This window comes from Cellulomonas sp. (assembly GCF_015234515.1).
GTDB lineage: Bacteria > Actinomycetota > Actinomycetes > Actinomycetales > Cellulomonadaceae > Cellulomonas.
Genome location: NZ_JADGMY010000002.1, coordinates 1 through 20,630 on the forward strand (window position 1 = coordinate 1; position 20,630 = coordinate 20,630).

Sequence of the window (20,630 nt, forward strand, 5' to 3'; positions counted from 1 at the left end):
GGGGTGACCGGATCGCACTCTCACGCCCGGCGGGGGTGACCGGATCGCACTCTCACGCCCGGGGGGCGGGGTCCGTCAGAAGGTCGTCAGGCCGCGGGCGCGGAAGACGTCGCGGACGGACTCGGTGGTCTCGTGCGACGGGGGCTCGGTGTCCTCGAGCTCGTAGCGCATGCCCAGGTCGGCCCACTTGTCGCGGCCCATCTGGTGGAACGGCAGCACCTCGACGCGCTCGACGGCCTCACCGAGAGAGGCGACGTAGTCGGCGACGGCGGTGACGTTCTCCGGGGCGTCCGTCAGGCCGGGAACCAGCACGAACCGGATCCACATGCGGTTGCCGCGCGCGGCCAGACGCCGGCCGAAGTCGAGGGTGGGCTGCAGCTCGCGCCCCGTGGTCCGCTTGTACGTCTCGGGGAGGCCGGACTTCACATCGAGCAGGACCAGGTCGACGTCGTCGAGCATCTCGTCGGTGGCCTGGGCGCCGAGGTACCCGGACGTGTCGAGCGCGACGGGCACGTCCATGGCGGCCGCGCCGCGCACCAGGCGCCGGACGAACGCCGGCTGCATGAGCGGCTCACCGCCCGAGATCGTGATGCCGCCGCCCGTCGCCTTGAAGACACCGCGGTAGCGGGCGATGCGGGTGAGGAGCTCGTCGGCGGCGACGTCGGTCCCCCGGCGCATCTCCATCGTGTCGGGGTTGTGGCAGTACAGGCACCGCAGCGGGCACCCGGACAGGAAGACCGTCAGGCGCGTGCCCGGACCGTCCACCGCGGTGACGAGCTCCCAGGAGTGGACGGAGCCCAGGCGCCCCTCACGGACGGCCGCGAGGCGCTCGCTGCGCTCGGCGTCCGTCGTCTCGAGCCCTGCGGTCCCGTGACCCTGCGTGCGCGTGTGCGACCCGCCGACGAGCGGCAGACCGAGCGGCACGACCGGTGCCCCGGTCTGCTCGGTGGTGCTGGTCATCGTCGCCTCGCCCGTGTCGGTGGTGCAGGGTGCGGACGCCCGGCCCGGCGGGGGTACCGCCGGGCCGGGCGTGTGGGTCAGACCCCGCCGTGGAACGTGCGGGACAGCACGTCCAGCTGCTGCTCACGGGTCAGCCGCACGAAGTTCACGGCGTAGCCCGAGACGCGGATCGTCAGCTGGGGGTAGTTCTCGGGGTGCTCCATGGCGTCCACGAGCGTCTCGCGGTTCAGCACGTTGACGTTCATGTGGTACCCGGCGGACAGCACGTACGCGTCCAGCAGACCGACCAGGTTGGTCACCTGCTCGTCCGGCGTCCGGCCGAGCCCGGAGGGCACGATCGACGAGGTGAGCGAGATGCCGTCCTGCGCCTCGGAGTACGGCAGCTTGGCGACCGACAGCGCGGAGGCCAGCATGCCGTGCGTGTCACGGCCGTTCATCGGGTTGGCACCCGGGGCGAAGGGCTCGCCGAGCTTGCGCCCGTCGGGGGTCGATCCGGTGTTCTTGCCGTACACGACGTTCGACGTGATCGTCAGCACCGACTGCGTGTGCAGCGCGTTGCGGTAGGTGGGCACCGCACGGATCTTCTCCATGAAGCGTCGCACGAGCCACACCGCGATGTCGTCGACCCGGTCGTCGTCGTTGCCGTACGTCGGGAAGTCGCCCTCGATCGCGTACTCGGTGATGAGGCCGTCCGCGGTCCGCAGGGGCGTGACCTTGGCGTACTTCATCGCCGACAGCGAGTCCGCGACGACCGACAGACCGGCGATGCCGCAGGCCAGCGTCCGCAGCACGGTGCGGTCGTGCAGCGCCATCTCGATGCGCTCGTACGCGTACTTGTCGTGCATGTAGTGCACGCAGTTCAGCGCGTCGACGTACGTCTCGGCCAGCCAGTCGAGCGTCTTGTCGAACTTGGCGAGCACGTCGTCGTAGTCGAGCACGTCGCCCTCGACGGGCGCGCTGACCGGGGCGACCTGCTTGCCGGTGATCTCGTCACGGCCGCCGTTGATGGCGTAGAGCAGCGCCTTGGCGATGTTGACGCGGGCACCGAAGAACTGCATCTGCTTGCCGACCCGCATCGGGGACACGCAGCACGCGATGGCCGCGTCGTCGCCCCAGGAGGCGCGGATGAGCTCGTCGGACTCGTACTGCACGGCCGACGTGTCGATCGACACCTGGGCGCAGTACCGCTTGAAGCCCTCGGGCAGGCGCTCGCTCCAGAACACGGTCATGTTCGGCTCGGGTGCCGGGCCCAGGTTGTACAGCGTCTGCAGGAAGCGGAACGACGTGCGAGTGACGAGCGGACGCCCGTCCTCACCGATGCCGCCGATGGACTCGGTCACCCAGGTCGGGTCGCCCGAGAACAGCTGGTCGTACTCCGGCGTGCGCAGGAACCGCACGATGCGCAGCTTGATGACGAAGTCGTCGATGATCTCCTGCGCGGCCGACTCGTCGAGGACACCGGCCTCGATGTCACGCTGCAGGTACACGTCGAGGAAGGTCGAGGTGCGGCCCAGCGACATCGCGGCGCCGTTCTGCTCCTTCACCGCGGCCAGGTACCCGAAGTACAGCCACTGCACGGCCTCGCGGGCGTTCGCCGCGGGCTGCGAGATGTCGTAGCCGTAGGACGCCGCCATCGTCTTGAGCTCGCCCAGCGCGCGGATCTGCTCGGAGAGCTCCTCGCGGTCGCGGATGACCTCCTCGACGGAGCGCTCCATGTCGAGCGACGCCTTCTCGAGCTTCTTCGCGGCGATGAGCTGGTCGACGCCGTACAGCGCGACGCGGCGGTAGTCACCGATGATGCGACCGCGGCCGTACGCGTCCGGCAGTCCCGTGATGATGTGGGACGAGCGCGCGGCGCGGACGTTCGGCGGGTACACGTCGAAGACCCCGTCGTTGTGGGTCTTGCGGTACTTGGTGTAGATGTCGACGATCTCCTGCGGCGCCTCGTACCCGTAGGTCTCGAGCGAGGTCTGCACCATCCGCCAACCACCGTTGGGCATGATCGCGCGCTTCAGCGGGGCGTCGGTCTGCAGGCCGACGATGACCTCGTTGGTCTCGTCGATGTAGCCGGGGGCGTGCGACGTGATGGTCGAGGGGGTCGTCGCGTCGACGTCGTAGACGCCCTTCTCGCGCTCCTCGGGGAACATCTCCGAGAGCGTGGCCCAGATGCCCGTGGTGCGGGCCGTGGGGCCGGCGAGGAAGCTCGCGTCACCCTCGTAGGGCGTGTAGTTGCGCTGGATGAAGTCGCGGACGTCGACGTGGTCGGTCCACGGTCCGGTGACGAAGCCCTCCCAGGCCGCCGGTACGGCAATGTCGCTGCGGTCGCTGGGTACGGCGGTGATGGACATCTGTATGTCTCCCTGGGGTCCGGGTCGATGTCTCAAACGCTACGGACCAAATGATGGGATGTCTTGGGACCTCTGTCCTCGCAGGCTCACCGCTGCAGTGACGCCTACCACACGCGCGCGCAGGTCAGCCGCGGGCGTGCAGCGCCGCGAGCACGTCGCCCGCCACGTCGTGCGGCCCCAGCCGCAGCTCGTCGACGATCTCGGCCGGCGACGCGTGGTCGAGGAACCGCGCGGGGATGCCGAACGACTGCACGGTCGCGCCGACGTTCGCCTCGCGAGCACGCTGCGCCAGCAACGAGCCGATGCCGCCGTCGACCAGCCCGTCCTCGAGCGTCACGACGTGGTCGTGCTCACCGACGAGCTTCACGAGCGCCGCGGGGATCGGCAGCGCCCACCGGGGGTCGACGACCGTGACCGCCGCACCGTGCGCGGCGACCAGCTCGCCGACCGCGAGGGCAGTGCGAACCATCGAGCCGATCCCGACGACGAGGACACGACTCCCCTCGCCGTCGTGCCGCACGAGCACGTCGACGCCGTCGACGTCCTCCAGCGCGGGGATCGGGTCCCCCATCGTCCCCTTGGGGTACCGGACGACCGTGGGGGCGTCGTCGACGTCGACGGCCTGCCGCAGCGCGGCGCGGAGCGTCGGCTCGTCGCGCGGCGCGGCCAGGTGGAGGCCCGGGACGATCGACAGCATCGCGAGGTCCCACATGCCGTTGTGGCTGGCCCCGTCGTCACCCGTGATGCCCGCCCTGTCCAGGACGAACGTGACGCCGGCACGGTGCAGCGCGACGTCCATGAGGACCTGGTCGAACGCACGGTTCAGGAAGGTCGCGTAGACCGCGACGACGGGGTGGAGCCCCGCGAACGCCATCCCCGCGGCCGACGTCGCCGCATGCTGCTCGGCGATCCCGACGTCGAACACGCGCTCGGGGAACTCGGCGGCGAACGGCGCAAGGCCCACCGGCTGGAGCATGGCCGCCGTGATGGCCACCACGTCCGGCCGGCGGCGGCCGATGCGGACGATCTCGTCCGCGAACACGCTGGTCCACCCGAACCGCGAGGGCGCGAGCGGCAGACCCGTCTCGGGGTGGATCTTGCCGACGGCGTGGAACCGGTCCGCGACGTCCTGCTCGGCCGGCGTGTAGCCGCGGCCCTTCTCGGTGATGACGTGCACGATCACGGGTCCGCCGTACGCCCGCGCGCGGCGCAGGGCGTGCTCCACGGCCTGCTCGTCGTGCCCGTCGACAGGGCCGACGTACTTCAGGCCGAGGTCCTCGAACATGCCCTGCGGCGCGACGACGTCCTTGATGCCCTTCTTCAGGCCGTGCAGCGCCTCGTACGCCAGCCGTCCGGGCGGGCCCGAGCGCCGCAGCGTCGTCTTGCCCCACGTGAGCACCGACTCGTAGCCCTGCGTCGTGCGCAGCGTGTCGAGGTGCTGCGCGAGGCCGCCGATCGTGGGGGCGTAGGACCGGCCGTTGTCGTTGACGACGATGACCAGGCGGCGGTCCACCCCGGCGGCGATGTTGTTGAGGGCCTCCCAGGCCATCCCCCCGGTGAGGGCGCCGTCACCGATCACCGCGACGGTGTGGCGGTCGCTCTCACCACGCAGCTGGCGCCCCTTCGCGATGCCGTCCGCCCAGGACAGCGCCGTCGACGCGTGGGAGTTCTCGACCACGTCGTGCTCGGACTCCGCCCGGCTCGGGTAGCCCGACATCCCGCCGCGCCGACGCAGCTCCGAGAAGTCCCGCCGCCCGGTCAGCATCTTGTGCACGTAGGCCTGGTGCCCGGTGTCGAACACGATCGTGTCGCGCGGGGAGTCGAACACGCGGTGCAGCGCGATGGACAGCTCGACGACGCCGAGGTTCGGACCGAGGTGACCCCCGGTGCGCGAGACCTGGTCCACGAGGAAGGCGCGGATCTCGTCCGCGAGCTCACGGACCTCGAGCGTCGTGAGCCGACGCACGTCCTGCGGTGACGAGATGCGGTCGAGCAGCCCCACGTGGGCCTCCCTGTCGTGCCGGGTCCGTCCGGCGGTGTCCCGGCGGTTCCGGACGTCCCACTCTAGATCCCGGGCAGCGGTCCGTCCTGCCGCGTCCGCGGCGGACGTCGCGCCCGCCACCGTCGCCGCAGCACCACCAGACCCCAGACGGCCAGGGCCAGCACCAGCAGCACGAGCAGCGGCAGGAACACGGCGATCAGGCTCAGCCCGACCGCCGCGCCGTCCTCGAGGGTCGACACGACGGGCGCGCCGAGCCCGCCCGTGCCCGCGTTGACCACCGGCCGGGCAGCCGCCTTGCCCGCGTGCACGATCCCGGCGACCACGACCCCCGCGAGGATGGGCAGCCAGGGGTTGTCCTGGACCCACGACGACGCCTCGAGCTCCTCGGCGGCGGACGTCGCGGCGAACACGATCCCGCCGGTCGCCGGCCGGATGAACGTCTGCACCGCGTCGTTGACGGTGTCGACCGCGGGCACCTTGTCGAGCACGACGTCGGCCAGCAGCAGGACTGCGCCGACGCCGATGGCCCACCAGCTCTCCATCCAGGCGAGACCCGACGGCAGCGTCACCAGGTCGGTGAACCGGGCGAGCAGCGCGACGACCAGGAACGGGATGTACGCGTTGAGGCCCGCCGCGGCCGACAGGCCGATACCGGTGAGCGCCACGAGCATGCGCGCGACACTACCGGTGCCGGGCGGTGCACCGCTGGGTGGCCCGGCGAGGCCCGCTCGTTAGGATGACGCGGAAAGGGGACCCCTATGCGCTTCCTCACCGGCCACGTGGCCACCTCCGACCTCACGTACGGCGACGTGTTCCTCGTCCCGTCCCGCTCCGAGGTCGTCTCCCGCTTCGACGTCGATTTGGCCACGGCTGACGGCACGGGCACGACCATCCCCGTGGTCGTCGCCAACATGACGGCCGTCGCCGGCCGTCGCATGGCCGAGACCGTGGCGCGCCGCGGCGGCCTGGCCGTCCTCCCGCAGGACACCCCCGAGGCGGTGGTCCGCAAGGTCGTCTCGACGGTCAAGCAGCGGCACCCCGTGGTCGAGACCGCGACGGTCGTGGCACGCGACGACACGGTCCACACCGCGCTGACGCTCATCGCCAAGCGCGCTCACGGTGCTGCGGTCGTCGTGGACGACGGCCGTCCCGTCGGGGTCGTCGCCGAGGCGGACTGCCAGGGGGTCGACCTGTTCACGCAGGTGGACCAGGTGATGACGCCCGACCCGACGACGGTGGACCTCGCGGTGATCGAGCAGGGCGGCACGCACGGTCTCGAGGACGCGTTCGAGCAGCTCCACCGGTCACGTCGGCGCTTCTCCCCCGTGGTCTCCCAGGGCCGGCTCGTGGGCGTGCTGACGCGCGTGGGCGCGCTGCGGTCGTCGATCTACACCCCGGCGCTCGACGCGCAGGGACGGCTGCGGATCGCCGCGGCCGTCGGGATCAACGGTGACGTGCGGGCCAAGGCGGCGCACCTGCTCGACTCGGGCGTCGACGTCCTCGTCGTCGACACCGCGCACGGTCACCAGCGCAAGATGCTCGACGCGCTGGCGGCCGTGCGGTCGCTCGACCCGCAGGTGCCCGTGGTGGCGGGCAACGTGGTCACCGCGGAGGGTGTCCGGGATCTCGTCGAGGCGGGCGCGGACATCGTGAAGGTCGGCGTCGGGCCGGGCGCGATGTGCACGACCCGCATGATGACCGCCGTGGGACGCCCGCAGTTCTCGGCGGTGCTCGAGTGCGCGGCCGAGGCCCGCCGCCTGGGCAGGCACGTGTGGGCCGACGGCGGCGTGCGGCACCCGCGCGACGTCGCGCTCGCACTGGCCGCCGGCGCGTCACAGGTCATGGTGGGCTCGTGGTTCGCCGGCACGCACGAGTCGCCGGGCGACATGCGGACCGACAGCCAGGGGCGCCTGTACAAGGAGAGCTTCGGGATGGCGTCGGCGCGTGCCGTGGCGGCGCGGACGCAGGGCGGGTCGGCGTTCGAGCGTGCGCGCAAGGGCCTGTACGAGGAGGGCATCTCGCACTCCCGGATGTACCTGGACCCGCGCCGCCCCGGCGTCGAGGACCTGCTGGACCAGATCACCGCCGGCGTCCGCTCGGCCGCGACGTACGTGGGTGCGACCGACCTCGAGCAGCTGCACGAGCGGGCCGTCGTGGGGATCCAGTCCGCCGCGGGGTACGACGAGGGCCGTCCGCTGCCCGACGGCTGGTGAGCCGCGTGCGCCCGGTCCTCGTCCTGACGCACGCCCCGCACGAGGGTCCGGGCGCGATCGCCCGCGCCCTGGGGGACGTGCCGTACGGGGTGCGGACCGTCCTGGACGTCGCCGAGCCGCGGCTGCCGGCGTTGAACGACCTGTCGGGCGTCGTCGTCATGGGTGGGCCCATGGACGCCGACGACGTCGCCGGGCACCCGGGCCTCGCGGCGGAACGCGCCCTGCTCGCGGCCGCCGTCGACGCGGACGTGCCGGTCCTCGGCGTGTGCCTCGGTCACCAGCTCCTCGCGCTGTCGCTCGGCGCGCGGCTGCACCGGCGCACCGCCCACGAGGTGGGTTTCGCGCCCGTGAGCGTCGTCGCCGACGACCCCGTGCTCGGTGGCCTCGGCACTAGGGGCTCCGAGCCGACGGTCCTGCACTGGCACAGCGACGAGGTCGACCTGCCCGAGGGTGCGACCCTGCTCGCGTCCAGCGACGCCACACCCGTCCAGGCGTTCCGGGCCGGGAGCGCGGTCGGCCTCCAGTTCCACCCGGAGCTCGACGCGGCGATGCTCGACCTCTGGCTCACGACGCCCGACATGGTCGCCGGGATGGACGACGACGAGATCGCGGCGATCCGCGACGACGGGGCGCGCCACCTGCCCGGCCTGCTGCCCGCGTCAGCGCGGGCCTTCGGTGCGTTCGCCGAGCAGGTCAGGGCGCGCGGGTGACACCCCCGGCCGTCGAGGACGCGCGCGCCGACCTGGTCCGCGTCGCACGCGAGGGCGTCACCTGGCCGGGCGTCCCCCTCCGGCCCGGTGACGGCACCCCGCCTGCGCGGCGCTCGGCGGTGCTCGTGCTCTTCGGTGTGCTCGACGCGGTGCCGGCGCACGGTGACACGCTCCCGGTGCCGGCCGAGCTCGACGTGCTGCTGCACCGACGGGCCGCGACCCTGGCCCACCACCCGGGGCAGGTGGCGTTCCCCGGTGGCGGCATCGACCCCGAGGACGACGGACCGGTCGGCGCGGCGCTGCGCGAGGCGGTCGAGGAGACCGGGCTCGACCCGTACGGCGTCGACGTGCTCGGCACGCTCGCCGACGTCCCGGTGCCGGTGAGCGACAACCTCGTCACGCCGGTCCTCGCCTGGTGGTCCGTGCCGTCCCGCGTCGTCGCGGTGGACCACCGCGAGGCGGTGGACGTCTTCCGGGCCCCCGTGGCCGACCTCGTCGACCCCGCCCGCCGCGGCGTCGTCGTGCACCCCGCCGGCCGTGGCCGGGTGCGGACGCCCGCGTTCACGCTGGACGGCGGCGTCGTGGTGTGGGGCTTCACGGCCCTCGTCCTGTCGGGTGTGCTCGACGCGGCGGGCTGGTCGGTCCCGTGGGACCACTCGCGCACCGTCGTCCCCTGATGCAGCGCCTCAGCCGCGCCCGGTGAGGTCGACGGCGTGGACCTGCGCCTTGACCGACAGCTCGGCGGCCTTGAACGCGTGCTGCTGCGTCATGGCGTTCTCGGTCCGGTTCAGGCAGTCGAGGACCAGCTCGCCGAAGTACGGGTAGCCCACCTCGCCCGTCAGGTGGCCGGCGGTCTCCTGCTCGCCGTTCGCGCATCGAGACCCGCAGCGAGCGCGTCCTCGAGCTCGCGAGGTCAGGTCAGTTCGAGGGGGTCGTGTCCTTCACCCCGCTCCTGCCCACCGTCGAGCAGGACGCACCGGCCGGCGTCCCCGTCACGGTGTCCGAGACGTTCGACGACGAGATGCACGCCGCCGGGAGCTCGGCGTCGTCGAGGGCGACTGGTCCGGCCGCGCGGGCCTCGACGCGATCAGGTCGTTGCCCCAGGACGCACCACCCCTCGCCGTCATCGCGAGCAACGACCTCGTCGCCGTCGGGGTGATGCGCGGTGCCGCCGAGCGCGGTTGGTCCGTCCCGGGGGACGTCAGCGTCACCGGGTGGGACAACGCCGACGTCGGGCCCTACCTGACACCGTCCCTCACCACCGTCGACACCGACCGCGCCGAGGCCGGACGGCGCGCGATGCGGCAGCTCGTCGCCGCGCTGAACCAGGAGCCCGCGCCCGACGGCCTGCCCCCGCTCACCACCATCGTCTGGCGGGAGTCCACCGCCCCGCCCGCGGCCCGGACCGCGCGGCCATGACGTAGCGTCGCCCCGTGACGACGCCCCCGCTGCCTCGCCATCCGAAGATCGAGGTCGACGTCGACGCGCACCTCGCCCACGCGCTGCTGGCCGAGCAGCACCCCGACCTCGCGCACCTCCCGCTGCACGGGCGCACGTTCGGCTGGGACAACCTCACGTGGCGCCTGGGCGAGGACCTCGCGCTGCGGTTCCCCGTGCGGGAGATGTCGTCGACGCTCGTCGAGCGCGAGCAACGGTGGCTGCCGGTCCTCGCGGACCGCCTGCCGGTCCCCGTCCCCCGCCCCGTCCGCGACGGCCGCCCGGGGCTCGGCTACCCGTGGACGTGGAGCGTCGTGCCGTGGCTGCACGGCGCACCGGTGGCCGCGACGCCGGTCGCCGGGCGCACCGGCTGGGCGACGGAGCTCGCCGACGCGCTGGCCGCGATGCACCACCCCGCGCCGCCCGACGCCCCCACCAACCCGGTCCGCGGCGTCCCCCTGGCCGACCGGTACCCGGTGATGGTCGGACGCCTGACACCGGACGTGCCGCACGCCGACGCCCTGCGGGAGGCGCTCGACGCGGGCCTCGCCGCGCAGCGCTGGCACGGGGCCGCCGTGTGGGTCCACGGTGACCCGCACCCCGGGAACCTCGTGAGCCGCGACGGTCACCTGGCGGGGCTGCTGGACTTCGGGGACCTGTGCGCGGGCGACCCTGCCAGCGACCTCGCGACCGCGTGGATGACGTTCGACCCCGCCGGACGGGCGGCGTTCGTCGAGCGCACGCAGGCGGTCCACGCCTGGGACGACGCGACGTGGGTACGCGCACGCGCCTGGGCCGCGTCCTACGTGCCGGTGCTGCTCGCCCACCCCGACGAGTACCCGCTCATGGCGGCGGTCGGCCGGCACTGCGCCGCGCAGCTCGCCCACGACTGAGGCCCGACACGAGGACGCCCACGCACCGACGCGTGAGGGGCGCCCCGCCAGGCAGGGCGCCCCTCACGTCGTGCGGTGGGTCGTCAGGCGACGCCGGCCACCTGGCGCAGCACGTACTGCAGGATGCCGCCGTTGCGGTAGTAGTCCGCCTCGCCGGGGGTGTCGATGCGCACGACCGCGTCGAACTCGACGACCGACCGGTCGCCCTTGGTGGCGGTGACCTTGACGGTGCGCGGCGTCGTGCCGTCGTTGAGCGCGGTCACGCCGGCGACGTCGAACGTCTCGGTGCCGTCCAGGCCCAGCGAGTCGGCCGTCTCGCCCTCGGGGAACTGCAGCGGCAGCACGCCCATCCCGATGAGGTTCGAGCGGTGGATGCGCTCGAAGCTCTCGGTGATGACGGCGCGCACCCCGAGCAGGCGCGTGCCCTTGGCGGCCCAGTCCCGCGACGAGCCCGAGCCGTACTCCTTGCCACCGAGCACGACCAGCGGCACACCGGCCTCCTGGTACGCGACCGACGCGTCGTAGATGCTCGACTGCTCGCCCGTCAGGTGGTTGACGGTGAAGCCGCCCTCGACCCCCGGCACGAGCTGGTTGCGCAGGCGGATGTTCGCGAACGTGCCGCGGATCATGACCTCGTGGTTGCCGCGGCGCGAGCCGTAGGAGTTGAAGTCGCGACGCTCGACACCGTGCTCCGCGAGGTAGAGGCCCGCGGGGCTGTCGGCCTTGATGGACCCGGCGGGGCTGATGTGGTCGGTGGTCACCGAGTCGCCCAGCTTGGCCAGCACGCGCGCACCCGAGATGTCCGTGACGGGCTCCGGCGTGGCCCCCATGCCCTCGAAGTACGGGGGCTTGCGCACGTAGGTCGAGTCGGCGTCCCAGGCGAAGACGTTGCCCTCGGGCGTCGGCAGCGCCCTCCACCGGTCGTCGCCGGCGAAGACGTCCGCGTAGTCGTCCGTGAACATCTGGCGGTCGATCGACGTGTCGATCGTCGCCTGGACCTGCTCGGGCGTGGGCCAGATGTCGCGCAGGAACACCTGCTCACCGGCCTCGGTGGTCCCCAGCGGCTCGTTCTCGAAGTCGAAGTCCATCGTCCCGGCCAGCGCGTACGCGATGACCAGCGGCGGCGACGCGAGGTAGTTCATCTTCACGTCGGGGTTGATGCGGCCCTCGAAGTTGCGGTTGCCCGACAGCACGGAGACGACCGACAGGTCGTGCTCGTTGACGGTCGCCGAGATCTCCTCGGCGAGCGGGCCGGAGTTGCCGATGCAGGTCGCGCAGCCGTAGCCGACGAGGTGGAAGCCGAGCTTCTCGAGGGACGGCCACAGGCCGGCCTTCTCGTAGTAGTTCGTGACGACCTGCGAGCCCGGCGCCATCGACGTCTTGACCCACGGCTTGGCCGTCAGGCCCTTCTCGACCGCGTTCTTGGCCAGCAGCGCGGCGGCGAGCATGACCGACGGGTTCGACGTGTTGGTGCAGCTCGTGATCGACGCGATGACGACGTGCCCGTGGTCGAGCTCGGTCGTCGTGCCGTCGGCCAGGCTCACCGGCACCCGCTTGTGGGGGCGGCGCGTGGCGTCACCACCCTCGACGTGCGTGGGCTTGTCCGAGCCGTCCTCGTGCTCACCCGCAGCGATGGGGTCGGACGCGGGGAACGTCTCCGCGACCGACTCGTCGAGCCCCGTGAACGGCGCGGCCTCGTGCGGGTCCACGTAGTCGAGGATCGACGTCGCGAACGACTGCTTCGCCGCCGTCAGCTCGATGCGGTCCTGCGGGCGCTTCGGACCGGCGATCGAGGGCACGACGCTCGACAGGTCGAGCTCGAGGTACTCGGAGAACACCGGCTCGACGTAGCCGGGCGCCTGGGGGTCGTGCCACAGGCCCTGCTCCTTGGCGTACGCCTCGACGAGCGCGAGCTGCTCCTCCGACCGGGCCGTCAGGCGCAGGTAGTCCATCGTCACGCGGTCGACCGGGAAGATCGCGGCCGTGGAGCCGAACTCGGGGCTCATGTTGCCGATGGTGGCGCGGTTCGCGAGCGGCACGGAGGCGACGCCGTCACCGTAGAACTCGACGAACTTGCCCACGACGCCGTGCTGGCGCAGCTGCTGCGTGATCGTCAGGACGACGTCGGTGGCGGTGACGCCGGACGGGATCGTGCCGGTGAGCTTGAAGCCCACGACGCGCGGGATGAGCATCGACACCGGCTGGCCCAGCATGGCCGCCTCGGCCTCGATGCCGCCGACCCCCCAGCCCAGGACGCCCAGGCCGTTGACCATCGTGGTGTGCGAGTCGGTGCCGACGCACGTGTCGGGGTACGCCTTGCCGTCGCGCACCATGACGACGCGCGCGAGGTACTCGATGTTGACCTGGTGCACGATGCCGGTGCCCGGCGGGACGACCTTGAAGTCGTCGAACGCGGTCTGGCCCCAGCGCAGGAACTGGTAGCGCTCGAAGTTGCGCTCGTACTCGAGCTCGACGTTGCGCGCGAACGCGTCGCGGCGGCCCGCGACGTCGATCTGCACCGAGTGGTCGATCACGAGCTCGGCAGGTGCGAGCGGGTTGATGCGCGCGGGGTCGCCGCCCAGGTCCGCCACGGCCTCGCGCATCGTCGCGAGGTCGACCACGCAGGGCACGCCGGTGAAGTCCTGCATGATGACGCGTGCGGGCGTGAACTGGATCTCGGTGTCGGGCTGCGCCTGGGGGTCCCAGGCGGCGAGGGCACGCACGTGGTCCGCGGTGATGTTCGCGCCGTCCTCGGTGCGCAGCAGGTTCTCGGCGAGGATCTTCAGGCTGTAGGGCAGGCGCTCCGCGCCCGGGACGGCGGCGAGCCGGTAGATCTCGTACGAGGCGTCACCGACCTCCAGGGTTCCCTTCGATCCGAAGCTGTCGACGCTGCTCACGGGTGCTCCTTCGCTGGCGGGTGCCCGGGCGTTACGAGGCCCGGCGTGTCCTGGGGGTGGCGTACGACCCAGCCTAGGACCGGGCGGTACGGCCGTGCCGCGGACGGCTGCGCCGGTCGTACCGGCGGAGCACCCGGAGGCGCTCGCTGCGTGCGGTGCGACGACGGCGACATGGCGTCCGGGCGTACCTCTGGACGAATATCTTGATGTCGAGATAGATGGTACCGCGTCCCGCCCCGTGCGCGCACGCAGCGCCACGCCGCGCGGACGGGCGGGGGCCGTCGGCGACCGCCCCCGCCCGCGAGCAGGCCGTCAGCCCGCGTCGGCCTCCTGGCTCGCGCGCAGCGCCTCGGCTGCCTTGCGCTCCGCCTCGATCGCACGCTCGTGCGAGCGTCGGTCGTACTCCGGCGTGCCCTGCTTGTGGAGCTCCTGGGTCGCGATCCGGCTGGCTTCCGCGAGCCGCGCTGCGGGGTCCTGCGACGCGGTCATCGTGCACTCCTGTCGTCGGTCCTCGGCGGGTCCCGTCGTCCCGTCGGAGCCCGTCCCGCGGGCTCGGCTCCACGCTAGGCCCGGGGCGGACGCGCCGCCCCTCGGACGTGGGCGCGTGTCAGCGGTCCAGGACGGCGACGGCCTCGAGGTGGTGCGTCATCGGGAACAGGTCGTGGCCCGTGACGGTCACGTCCGACCAGCCCCGCTCACCGAACAGGGCGATGTCACGCGCCAGTGCCGCGGGGTCGCACGCCACGTACACGATCCGCCGCGGGCGCAGCGCTGCCACGGCCTCCACCACGCGCCGACCGGCGCCGGTCCGCGGCGGGTCCAGCACGACGACGTCCGCCGCGGCGGCCGGCGCGACGGCGCCGCGCCGGCCGGTCAGCACGTCCGCGACGTCGCCGGCGTGCAGCTCGACCTGGGGCCGGTCGTGCGCGTTGCGGCGCGCGTCGCGGACGGCACGCTCGTCACCCTCGACGGCCACGAGCCGACCGTCCGGACCGACGGCGTCCGCCAGCGGCGACGAGAACAGACCGGCACCCGAGTACAGGTCGAGCACGGTCGCGCCGGCGACGTCACCGACGGCGTCCAGCACGCGCGCGGCCAGCAGCCCCGGCGCCGACCGGTGCACCTGCCAGAACCCCGCCGCGGCCACGCGGTACGTGTAGTCGACCCCCCTGACCCGGACGTGCTCGCGCACGGCCGCGCGCGCGTTGGGCCGCAGGTCGCGCCGGTTGGAGTGCAGGTCGAACGGCGCGCCGTCGAGCAGCACCATCGCCGGCGAGCCGTCCGCGGGCGCCACGGCCTCGATCCGCGAGCCCGCGGGCCACCGGCGGTCGAACAGCCCGAGCGCCGCGACGTCCTCGGTCGCGAGCGGCATGTCCGTCAGCGGCACCACGTCGTGCGAGCGGTGCGCGCGCATGCCGGCGCGCCCCTCGGCGTCGACGTGCAGGTCGATGCGCGTCCGGTACGCCAGGCCCCCGCGCTCGTCGTCGCCGGGCGCCGCCTCGACACTCGGCGCGAGGTCGAGCCGCGCCAGGCGGCTCAGCTGCTCCGCGAGCACGGTCTCCTTCCAGGCCCGCTGCGCGGGCAGCGCGACGTACGCGAGCTCTCCGCCGCCCGCACCACCGGGTCCGGCCGCGGGCCACGGCGACGGCACGCGGTCCGGTGACGCGTCGAGCACCTCGATCGCGTCGGCGCGCCAGAACTTCGCCTCGGGCCCCGCGTCGGTCAGCCGCGCACGCACCCGCTCCCCCGGCAACGTGTGCCGGACGAACACGACACGCCCCTCGTGACGGGCCACGCAGTGCCCGCCGTGAGCGACCGGCCCGATCTCGAGCTCGACGGTCGTACCGGTACGCAGGGTTTCAGTAGCCACGCGGCACGGTACCCCGGACGGTGTCCTCGAGCCCCGTCTGTCCGGCGGTCGACGCGAGCTGCCACGGCACCGACGCCACGACGACCCCCGGCGTGAACAGCAGCCGGCTCTTGAGACGCAGCGCGCTCTGGTTGTGCAGCAGCTGCTCCCACCAGTGCCCCACGACGTACTCGGGGATGTAGACGACCACGAGGTCGCGCGGGCTCTCGCGGCGGATCGAGCGCACGTACGTCAGCACGGGCCGGGTGATCTCCCGGAACGGCGAGTCGAGGACCTTCAGGGGCACCGGCAGGTCCGCGGCCTCCCACTGCGCCTGCAGCGCGGCCACCTCGTCGGCGTCGACACCGACGGTCACGGCCTCGATGACGCTGGGCCGCGACGCACGTGCGTACGCCAGCGCGCGCATCGTCGGGCGGTGCAGGTGCGAGACGAGGACCACGGCGTGCACCCGGCTGGGCAGCGCGCGGGCGGCCTGCAGGTCCTCGTCCAGGGCGAGCTCGGCCCGCACGCGCGTGTAGTGCCGGTGCACGGCCTGCATCGCGGCGAAGACCACGCCCATCGCGAGGATCGCCAGCCACGCGCCGTGCGTGAACTTGGTGAGCAGGACGATGACGAGCACCGTGCCCGTCATACCGAGGCCGATCGCGTTGATGACCCGCGAGCGCCGCATCCTGGTCCGGACGCCCGGATCGGGTTCGGTGCGCAGCTTGCGGGTCCAGTGCCGCACCATGCCGAGCTGCGACAGCGTGAAGGAGACGAACACCCCCACGATGTAGAGCTGGATCAGGCGCGTGACCTGTGCGTCGAAGACCCAGATGAGCGCGATGGCAGCGGCTGCCAGCGTGATGATCCCGTTGGAGAACGCCAGCCGGTCCCCGCGCGTGTGGAGCTGACGGGGCAGGTAGCCGTCGCGCGCCAGGATCGAGCCGAGCACCGGGAAGCCGTTGAAGGCCGTGTTGGCCGCCAGCACCAGGATGAGGCCCGTCACCACCGACACCGCGACGAACAGCACGTCGACGCCCGAGAAGACCGAGGCCGCGAGCTGGCTGATCACAGGGTGCTGCTCGTAGTCCTCCCCCACCGGCACCCCGTCGCGGAGCAGCTGCGTCGCAGGGTCCTGCGCGAACCTCACGCCGGTCGCCTGGGCGAGCAGCAGGATCGCCATGATCATCGAGATGGAGATCCCGCCCAGCAGCGCGAGCGTCGTCGCCGCGTTGCGGGACTTCGGCTTGCGGAACGCGGGGACCCCGTTGCTGATCGCCTCCACCCCGGTCAGGGCGGCGCACCCGGACGCGAACGCCCGCAGGACCAGGAACCCACCTGCCAGGCCCATGAGCCCCTGGTCGAAGCCCGCCTCGGCCGCCACGTCGAGCGACGCGCTCTCGGCCGGCGGCAGCCCTCCGGTGAAGTAGCGCAGCGCTCCCACCACCGCCAGGGATCCCATCGCCGCCATGAACAGGTAGACGGGGATGGCGAACGCGCTGCCGGACTCCTTGACGCCCCGCAGGTTCGCGAGGGCAAGGCACACGACGAGACCGATCGCGAACGCCGTCTCGTGCCCTCGTAGCGCGGGCACGGCGGTCGCGGCGTACTGCGCACCTGCCGAGATCGAGACCGCGACCGTCAGGGTGTAGTCGACCAGCAGGGCGCTCGCGACGGTCACGCCGGCCCGGGGGCCCAGGTTGACCGACGCGACCTCGTAGTCGCCCCCGCCCGACGGGTACGCGTGCACGTTCTGCCGGTACGACGCCACCACCGTCAGCAGCACGAGCGCCACCACGACGCCGACCCACGGCGAGATCGTCAGTGCCGACAACCCCGCCAGCGACAACGTGAGGAGGATCTCGTCCGGGGCGTACGCGACCGACGACAGCGCGTCGGACGCGAACACGGGAAGGGCGACGCGCTTGGGGAGCAGGGTGTGGCCGAGCCGGTCGCTACGGACCGGTCGGCCGAGCACGAGCCGCTTGGCGGCGTCTGCGAGATCGGACACGATCAGCGATCGTATGCCTGCCGGGCGCCCCGGCACAGGTGACCCGGCCAGCAGCCGTCTGGCGGGCCCGTGCGCTGCGCGTCGGCGCGAGCGGGGTATAGCGTGACCGGCTGTGCACTTCGTCATCATGGGATGCGGACGGGTCGGGGCGACCCTCGCGCAGTCCTTGGAGTCCCGCGGGCACTCGGTCGCGGTGATCGACCAGAACCCGGACGCCTTCCGCCGCCTCGACGTCGCCTTCTCCGGCAACAAGGTCACCGGCCTGGGGTTCGACCGCGACACCCTGCGCACCGCCGGCATCGACGACACCTACGCGTTCGCCGCGGTCTCCGACGGCGACAACTCGAACATCCTCGCGGCGCGCGTCGTGCGCGAGACGTTCGGTATCGAGAACGTCGTGGCCCGCATCTACGACCCGCACCGCGCCGAGATCTACCAGCGGCTCGGCATCCCGACCGTGGCGACCGTGCGGTGGACGGCGGACCAGGTGCTGCGCCGCATGCTGCCGATGGGCATGACGGACGAGCACCGTGACGCGTCCGGCAAGATCCAGCTCGCGCAGGTGGACGTCCACCCCGGCTGGGTGGGTCGGCCGCTGCGAGCACTCGAGGACGCCACCGGAGCACGCGTGGCGTACGTCACGCGCTACGGGGACGGCCTGCTGCCCGCCGTCGGCTCGGTCCTGCAGGAGAACGACGTCGTGCACATGCTGCTGCGCGTCGACGACGCGCCGGCCGTCGAACGCGTCCTCACCGCGCCGCCGGTGGTGGGCGCATGAGGGTCGTCATCGCCGGGGCGGGCTCCGTCGGCCGGTCCATCGCGCGTGAGCTGCTGGCGCACGACCACGAGGTCACGCTGGTCGACCGCCAGCCGTCGGCGATGCGCGTCGCGCAGGTGGCCGACGCGGACTGGCTGCTGGCCGACGCGTGCGAGCTGCCCACGCTGCGTGAGGTGCGCGCGGACGAGTGCGACGTCATGGTCGCCGCCACCGGCGACGACAAGGCGAACCTCGTGATCTCGCTCCTGGCCAAGACGGAGTTCGGGGTGCCGCGCACGGTCGCCCGCGTGAACAACCCGAAGAACGAGTGGATGTTCGACGGGGCGTGGGGTGTCGACGTCGCCGTCTCGACGCCGCGGATCATGACCGCGATGGTGGAGGAGGCCGTCGCCGTCGGCGACCTCGTGCGCATCTTCACGTTCCACCAGTCGAAGGCGAACATCCTCGAGCTGACGCTGCCTCAGGGCTCCCCGCTCGCGGGCGTCCGCATCGGTGAGGTCGAGTGGCCCACCGACACGGTGCTGGCGTGCATCGTGCGGGACGCACGCCCGCTCACCCCCAGCCCGGACGACACCCTCGAGGGGCGCGACGAGCTGCTCTTCGTCACGGGTCGTGACGTGGACGAGCAGGCTCTCGAGCGCCTGCTGACCCGCGGACCAGCATCCAGCTGATCCACAGCGCGACCGCCGTGAGCGGCAGGCCCATCGCGAGCTTCGCGGTACCGAGCCACACGACCTCGTCCGAGAGGAACAGCGGCAGCTGCACCAGCAGCCGCAGCCCGAACATCGCGACCCAGGGCCATGTGGCCAGGGAGTACCGCCGGCGCAGCACGGGGTCGCGCCGCCACTCGACGGCCGCCGACCACGGCCCCCCGCCGAGCGGTCCGCGCGCGCTGAACAACCCCATGACCAGGCCGACCAGCGGCCACCCGGCGAGGACCGAGGCGAGCGTCCCCACCAGGTAGGTCACGTTGACGAGCAGCCCGTACGCGAAGTAGTCGCTGGCGTCGCCGGTCCGCCAGGCCCACACCACGCCGATGCCGACCCCGAGCACACCGGAGAACGCCTGGGTGACGGGTGTGCGCTGCACGAGCCGGGCGACGACGGCCGCGGCAGCCGCCACCGACGCGGCGATCAGCGCGGGACGCAGCTGCTGCCCCGTGGCGATGTACACCACGACGAACAGCAGCCCGGGCGCGACCGCCTCGACGACGCCGCGCACCCCACCCACCGCGTCGGCGGCCGAGAACTCGTCGGCGGTCAGCGCACGCAGCCCGCGGGCGCCGCCCTCCTCGGGGGGGACCACGTCGTCGACCGCGTCCAGGACGACCGGCTCGTCGTCTCCCGGTGCGCCGTTCCGCTCGCCCGTCGTGCCGCTCATCGCTTCACTCTCCTGGTCGTGCGCGCAGCTCGTAGCGCGGGTTGAAGACGGTCCGACGTCCTGCGACCTGGCACACCATGCCGTCGACCTTCAGCCGTCGACCCGGCTCGATCCCCGCGATGCGTCGACGCCCGAGCCAGACCAGGTCGAGCGCGCCCGACCCGTCGTAGAGCTCGGCCTCGATGGCCGGGACGCCGTCGCGGGGACGCAACGTCACCGACCGCAGGACGCCCGAGACACTCGCGCGCTCGCGGTGCGGCAGCGCGGCGACCGGGCAGCAGCCCGGGACCCCCAGGGCGTCGGCGCGCTCCTCGTCGGCCTCGATCTCGGCCTGCGAGGCGAGCGCCTTGCGCACGCGGTCGGCGACGGTCATCCGATCTCCGTGATCTCCGGACCGCGCTCGGGAGGTGCGAGCCGGGGGTCGGCGGGCGGCGGAGGCGGCGGCGCCGCTCCCCCGGGCAGCTGCAGCGGCAGGAGGTCGCGCGGGGGCCGGGCGTCGCTCCCCCGCACCACGACGACCTGGCTGAACAGGTTCTCCAGCGCGTCGGCCGCATCGGGCTCCACGGCGGCGCGCCCCGTGAGGACGCCGCGCAGGAACCACCGGGGACCGTCGCAGCCGATGAACCGCGCGGGACGGTGACCCGTACGACCCTCGGGCGTGCGGACGGGCAGGCGCGCGAGCAGCTCGCGACCGAACGGTCCGGGCAGGTCGTCGACCGTGCCGCCCTGCTGCGTGATCGACGCCGCGATCTCGTCACGGATCTCGTCCCAGATGCCCTCGCTGCGAGGGGCGGCGAACGCCTGCAGCTGGAGCGACGAGCCGTCGAGCAGGACGGCGACGGCCGAGACGACGTTCGTCGCCTTGTCGACCTCCAGGCGCACCTCCATGCCCTCGAGCGAGGGCAGCTGGATGGCACCGAGGTCGACGCGAGGCATCGCCGGGAAGGTCCCCTCGGCGTCCCACGGGCCGCGCACACCGGATCCGAGGTCCTCGCCCTGCTCGAGGTCCTCCCCGGGCTCGACGACCTCCAGCTCGTCCTGCGGGACGTCGGCCGGCGCGTCGGCCGGGCCGCGCTCCTTGGGGCCACGACGGAACAGACCCACGTTCATTTCCTCCGACCGGCGCTCACGCGCCCTCGCCCTGCAACG

18 protein-coding genes and 1 pseudogene are annotated in these 20,630 nt (G+C 72.8%); 7 read left to right on the forward strand and 12 right to left on the reverse strand.

The features are described from left to right. Positions 1 to 75: 75 nt before the first annotated feature. From pflA to IR158_RS00335, 4 genes are all read right to left on the reverse strand, one after another. Positions 76 to 960, reverse strand: coding sequence for a pyruvate formate-lyase-activating protein (gene pflA / locus IR158_RS00320; protein ID WP_291807971.1), 885 nt, complete (start codon positions 958 to 960; stop codon positions 76 to 78). Positions 961 to 1,037: 77 nt separating this feature from the next. Then, positions 1,038 to 3,308 (reverse strand): formate C-acetyltransferase, encoded by a 2,271-nt coding sequence (pflB, locus tag IR158_RS00325; protein ID WP_291807973.1) that lies wholly within the window; start codon positions 3,306 to 3,308, stop codon positions 1,038 to 1,040. A gap of 124 nt (positions 3,309 to 3,432) precedes the next feature. After that, positions 3,433 to 5,310, reverse strand: a complete 1,878-nt coding sequence (dxs, locus tag IR158_RS00330; RefSeq protein ID WP_291807974.1) for a 1-deoxy-D-xylulose-5-phosphate synthase — start codon at positions 5,308 to 5,310, stop codon at positions 3,433 to 3,435. Between the two features lie 62 nt (positions 5,311 to 5,372). Then, on the reverse strand, positions 5,373 to 5,981 hold the full coding sequence (locus IR158_RS00335; RefSeq protein ID WP_291807976.1) for a DUF4126 domain-containing protein: 609 nt from the start codon (positions 5,979 to 5,981) through the stop codon (positions 5,373 to 5,375). Between the two features lie 87 nt (positions 5,982 to 6,068). Between IR158_RS00335 and IR158_RS00340 the strand changes: the two genes are divergently transcribed. Genes IR158_RS00340 through IR158_RS00350 form a run of 3 tightly spaced genes read left to right on the forward strand, consistent with a single transcriptional unit; the run spans position 6,069 to position 8,910 of the window. Continuing rightward, positions 6,069 to 7,523: a GuaB1 family IMP dehydrogenase-related protein gene (locus IR158_RS00340; protein ID WP_291807978.1), complete on the forward strand. Its 1,455-nt coding sequence runs from the start codon at positions 6,069 to 6,071 to the stop codon at positions 7,521 to 7,523. Positions 7,524 to 7,528: 5 nt separating this feature from the next. Then, positions 7,529 to 8,233, forward strand: coding sequence for a type 1 glutamine amidotransferase (locus IR158_RS00345; protein WP_291807980.1), 705 nt, complete (start codon positions 7,529 to 7,531; stop codon positions 8,231 to 8,233). After that, on the forward strand, positions 8,230 to 8,910 hold the full coding sequence (locus IR158_RS00350; RefSeq protein ID WP_291807982.1) for a CoA pyrophosphatase: 681 nt from the start codon (positions 8,230 to 8,232) through the stop codon (positions 8,908 to 8,910). The genes IR158_RS00345 and IR158_RS00350 overlap by 4 nt, the downstream gene beginning before the upstream one ends. A gap of 9 nt (positions 8,911 to 8,919) precedes the next feature. Here IR158_RS00350 and IR158_RS00355 read toward each other — a convergent pair whose 3' ends face one another. Further along, entirely contained in the window at positions 8,920 to 9,063 is a 144-nt protein-coding gene (locus IR158_RS00355) for a hypothetical protein (RefSeq protein ID WP_366928390.1), read from the reverse strand. A gap of 172 nt (positions 9,064 to 9,235) precedes the next feature. Between IR158_RS00355 and IR158_RS00360 the strand changes: the two are divergent. Together IR158_RS00360 and IR158_RS00365 are read left to right on the forward strand one after the other, a co-directional pair. Next, a pseudogene (locus IR158_RS00360) lies at positions 9,236 to 9,652 on the forward strand (substrate-binding domain-containing protein); the annotation flags it as partial. A gap of 14 nt (positions 9,653 to 9,666) precedes the next feature. Beyond that, positions 9,667 to 10,563 carry an aminoglycoside phosphotransferase family protein gene (locus tag IR158_RS00365; protein ID WP_291807984.1) on the forward strand — a complete coding sequence of 299 codons (897 nt, stop codon included), beginning with the start codon at positions 9,667 to 9,669 and terminating at the stop codon, positions 10,561 to 10,563. 83 nt (positions 10,564 to 10,646) lie between these two features. Here the strand turns inward: IR158_RS00365 and IR158_RS00370 are convergent, their stop codons facing one another. The 4 genes from IR158_RS00370 to IR158_RS00385 form a co-directional block, all read right to left on the reverse strand. Next, a complete protein-coding gene (locus IR158_RS00370; protein ID WP_291807987.1) occupies positions 10,647 to 13,460 on the reverse strand; it encodes an aconitate hydratase in 2,814 nt (937 codons plus the stop codon). 312 nt (positions 13,461 to 13,772) lie between these two features. Beyond that, positions 13,773 to 13,949: a translation initiation factor 2 gene (locus IR158_RS00375; protein WP_291807989.1), complete on the reverse strand. Its 177-nt coding sequence runs from the start codon at positions 13,947 to 13,949 to the stop codon at positions 13,773 to 13,775. A 118-nt stretch (positions 13,950 to 14,067) separates the two neighbouring features. Next, complete coding sequence (locus IR158_RS00380) at positions 14,068 to 15,330, reverse strand: class I SAM-dependent RNA methyltransferase (protein ID WP_291807991.1); 1,263 nt, start codon at positions 15,328 to 15,330, stop codon at positions 14,068 to 14,070. Further along, positions 15,320 to 17,323: an APC family permease gene (locus tag IR158_RS00385; RefSeq protein ID WP_291807994.1), complete on the reverse strand. Its 2,004-nt coding sequence runs from the start codon at positions 17,321 to 17,323 to the stop codon at positions 15,320 to 15,322. The genes IR158_RS00380 and IR158_RS00385 overlap by 11 nt, the downstream gene beginning before the upstream one ends. Before the next feature lie 127 nt (positions 17,324 to 17,450). Here IR158_RS00385 and IR158_RS00390 point away from each other — a divergent pair, with 127 nt between their 5' ends. Next, complete coding sequence (locus tag IR158_RS00390; protein ID WP_291808145.1) at positions 17,451 to 18,101, forward strand: TrkA family potassium uptake protein; 651 nt, start codon at positions 17,451 to 17,453, stop codon at positions 18,099 to 18,101. Further along, the gene (locus IR158_RS00395; RefSeq protein WP_227578562.1) at positions 18,098 to 18,772 is read left to right on the forward strand and encodes a TrkA family potassium uptake protein; all 675 of its coding nucleotides are present in this window, start codon (positions 18,098 to 18,100) and stop codon (positions 18,770 to 18,772) included. Before IR158_RS00390 ends, IR158_RS00395 begins: the two co-directional genes overlap by 4 nt. Here the strand turns inward: IR158_RS00395 and IR158_RS00400 are convergent. The 3 genes from IR158_RS00400 to IR158_RS00410 are packed head-to-tail and all read right to left on the reverse strand — an operon-like array spanning position 18,705 to position 20,585. Further along, positions 18,705 to 19,481: a DUF3159 domain-containing protein gene (locus tag IR158_RS00400; RefSeq protein WP_291808003.1), complete on the reverse strand. Its 777-nt coding sequence runs from the start codon at positions 19,479 to 19,481 to the stop codon at positions 18,705 to 18,707. The two genes, IR158_RS00395 and IR158_RS00400, sit on opposite strands and share 68 nt — an antisense overlap. Before the next feature lie 4 nt (positions 19,482 to 19,485). After that, positions 19,486 to 19,854, reverse strand: coding sequence for an OB-fold nucleic acid binding domain-containing protein (locus IR158_RS00405; protein WP_291808004.1), 369 nt, complete (start codon positions 19,852 to 19,854; stop codon positions 19,486 to 19,488). Next, the gene (locus tag IR158_RS00410; RefSeq protein WP_291808007.1) at positions 19,851 to 20,585 is read right to left on the reverse strand and encodes a DUF3710 domain-containing protein; all 735 of its coding nucleotides are present in this window, start codon (positions 20,583 to 20,585) and stop codon (positions 19,851 to 19,853) included. The genes IR158_RS00405 and IR158_RS00410 overlap by 4 nt, the downstream gene beginning before the upstream one ends. Positions 20,586 to 20,630 lie beyond the last annotated feature (45 nt).

Coding starts and splice junctions, on each gene's coding strand:
- pflA (WP_291807971.1), bottom strand. CDS start 960: ATGACCAGCACCACCGAGCAGACCGGGGCACCGGTCGTGCCGCTCGGT.
- pflB (WP_291807973.1), bottom strand. CDS start 3,308: ATGTCCATCACCGCCGTACCCAGCGACCGCAGCGACATTGCCGTACCG.
- IR158_RS00335 (WP_291807976.1), bottom strand. CDS start 5,981: ATGCTCGTGGCGCTCACCGGTATCGGCCTGTCGGCCGCGGCGGGCCTC.
- IR158_RS00340 (WP_291807978.1), top strand. CDS start 6,069: ATGCGCTTCCTCACCGGCCACGTGGCCACCTCCGACCTCACGTACGGC.
- IR158_RS00375 (WP_291807989.1), bottom strand. CDS start 13,949: ATGACCGCGTCGCAGGACCCCGCAGCGCGGCTCGCGGAAGCCAGCCGG.
- IR158_RS00390 (WP_291808145.1), top strand. CDS start 17,451: ATGGGATGCGGACGGGTCGGGGCGACCCTCGCGCAGTCCTTGGAGTCC.
- IR158_RS00395 (WP_227578562.1), top strand. CDS start 18,098: ATGAGGGTCGTCATCGCCGGGGCGGGCTCCGTCGGCCGGTCCATCGCG.
- IR158_RS00400 (WP_291808003.1), bottom strand. CDS start 19,481: ATGAGCGGCACGACGGGCGAGCGGAACGGCGCACCGGGAGACGACGAG.
- IR158_RS00405 (WP_291808004.1), bottom strand. CDS start 19,854: ATGACCGTCGCCGACCGCGTGCGCAAGGCGCTCGCCTCGCAGGCCGAG.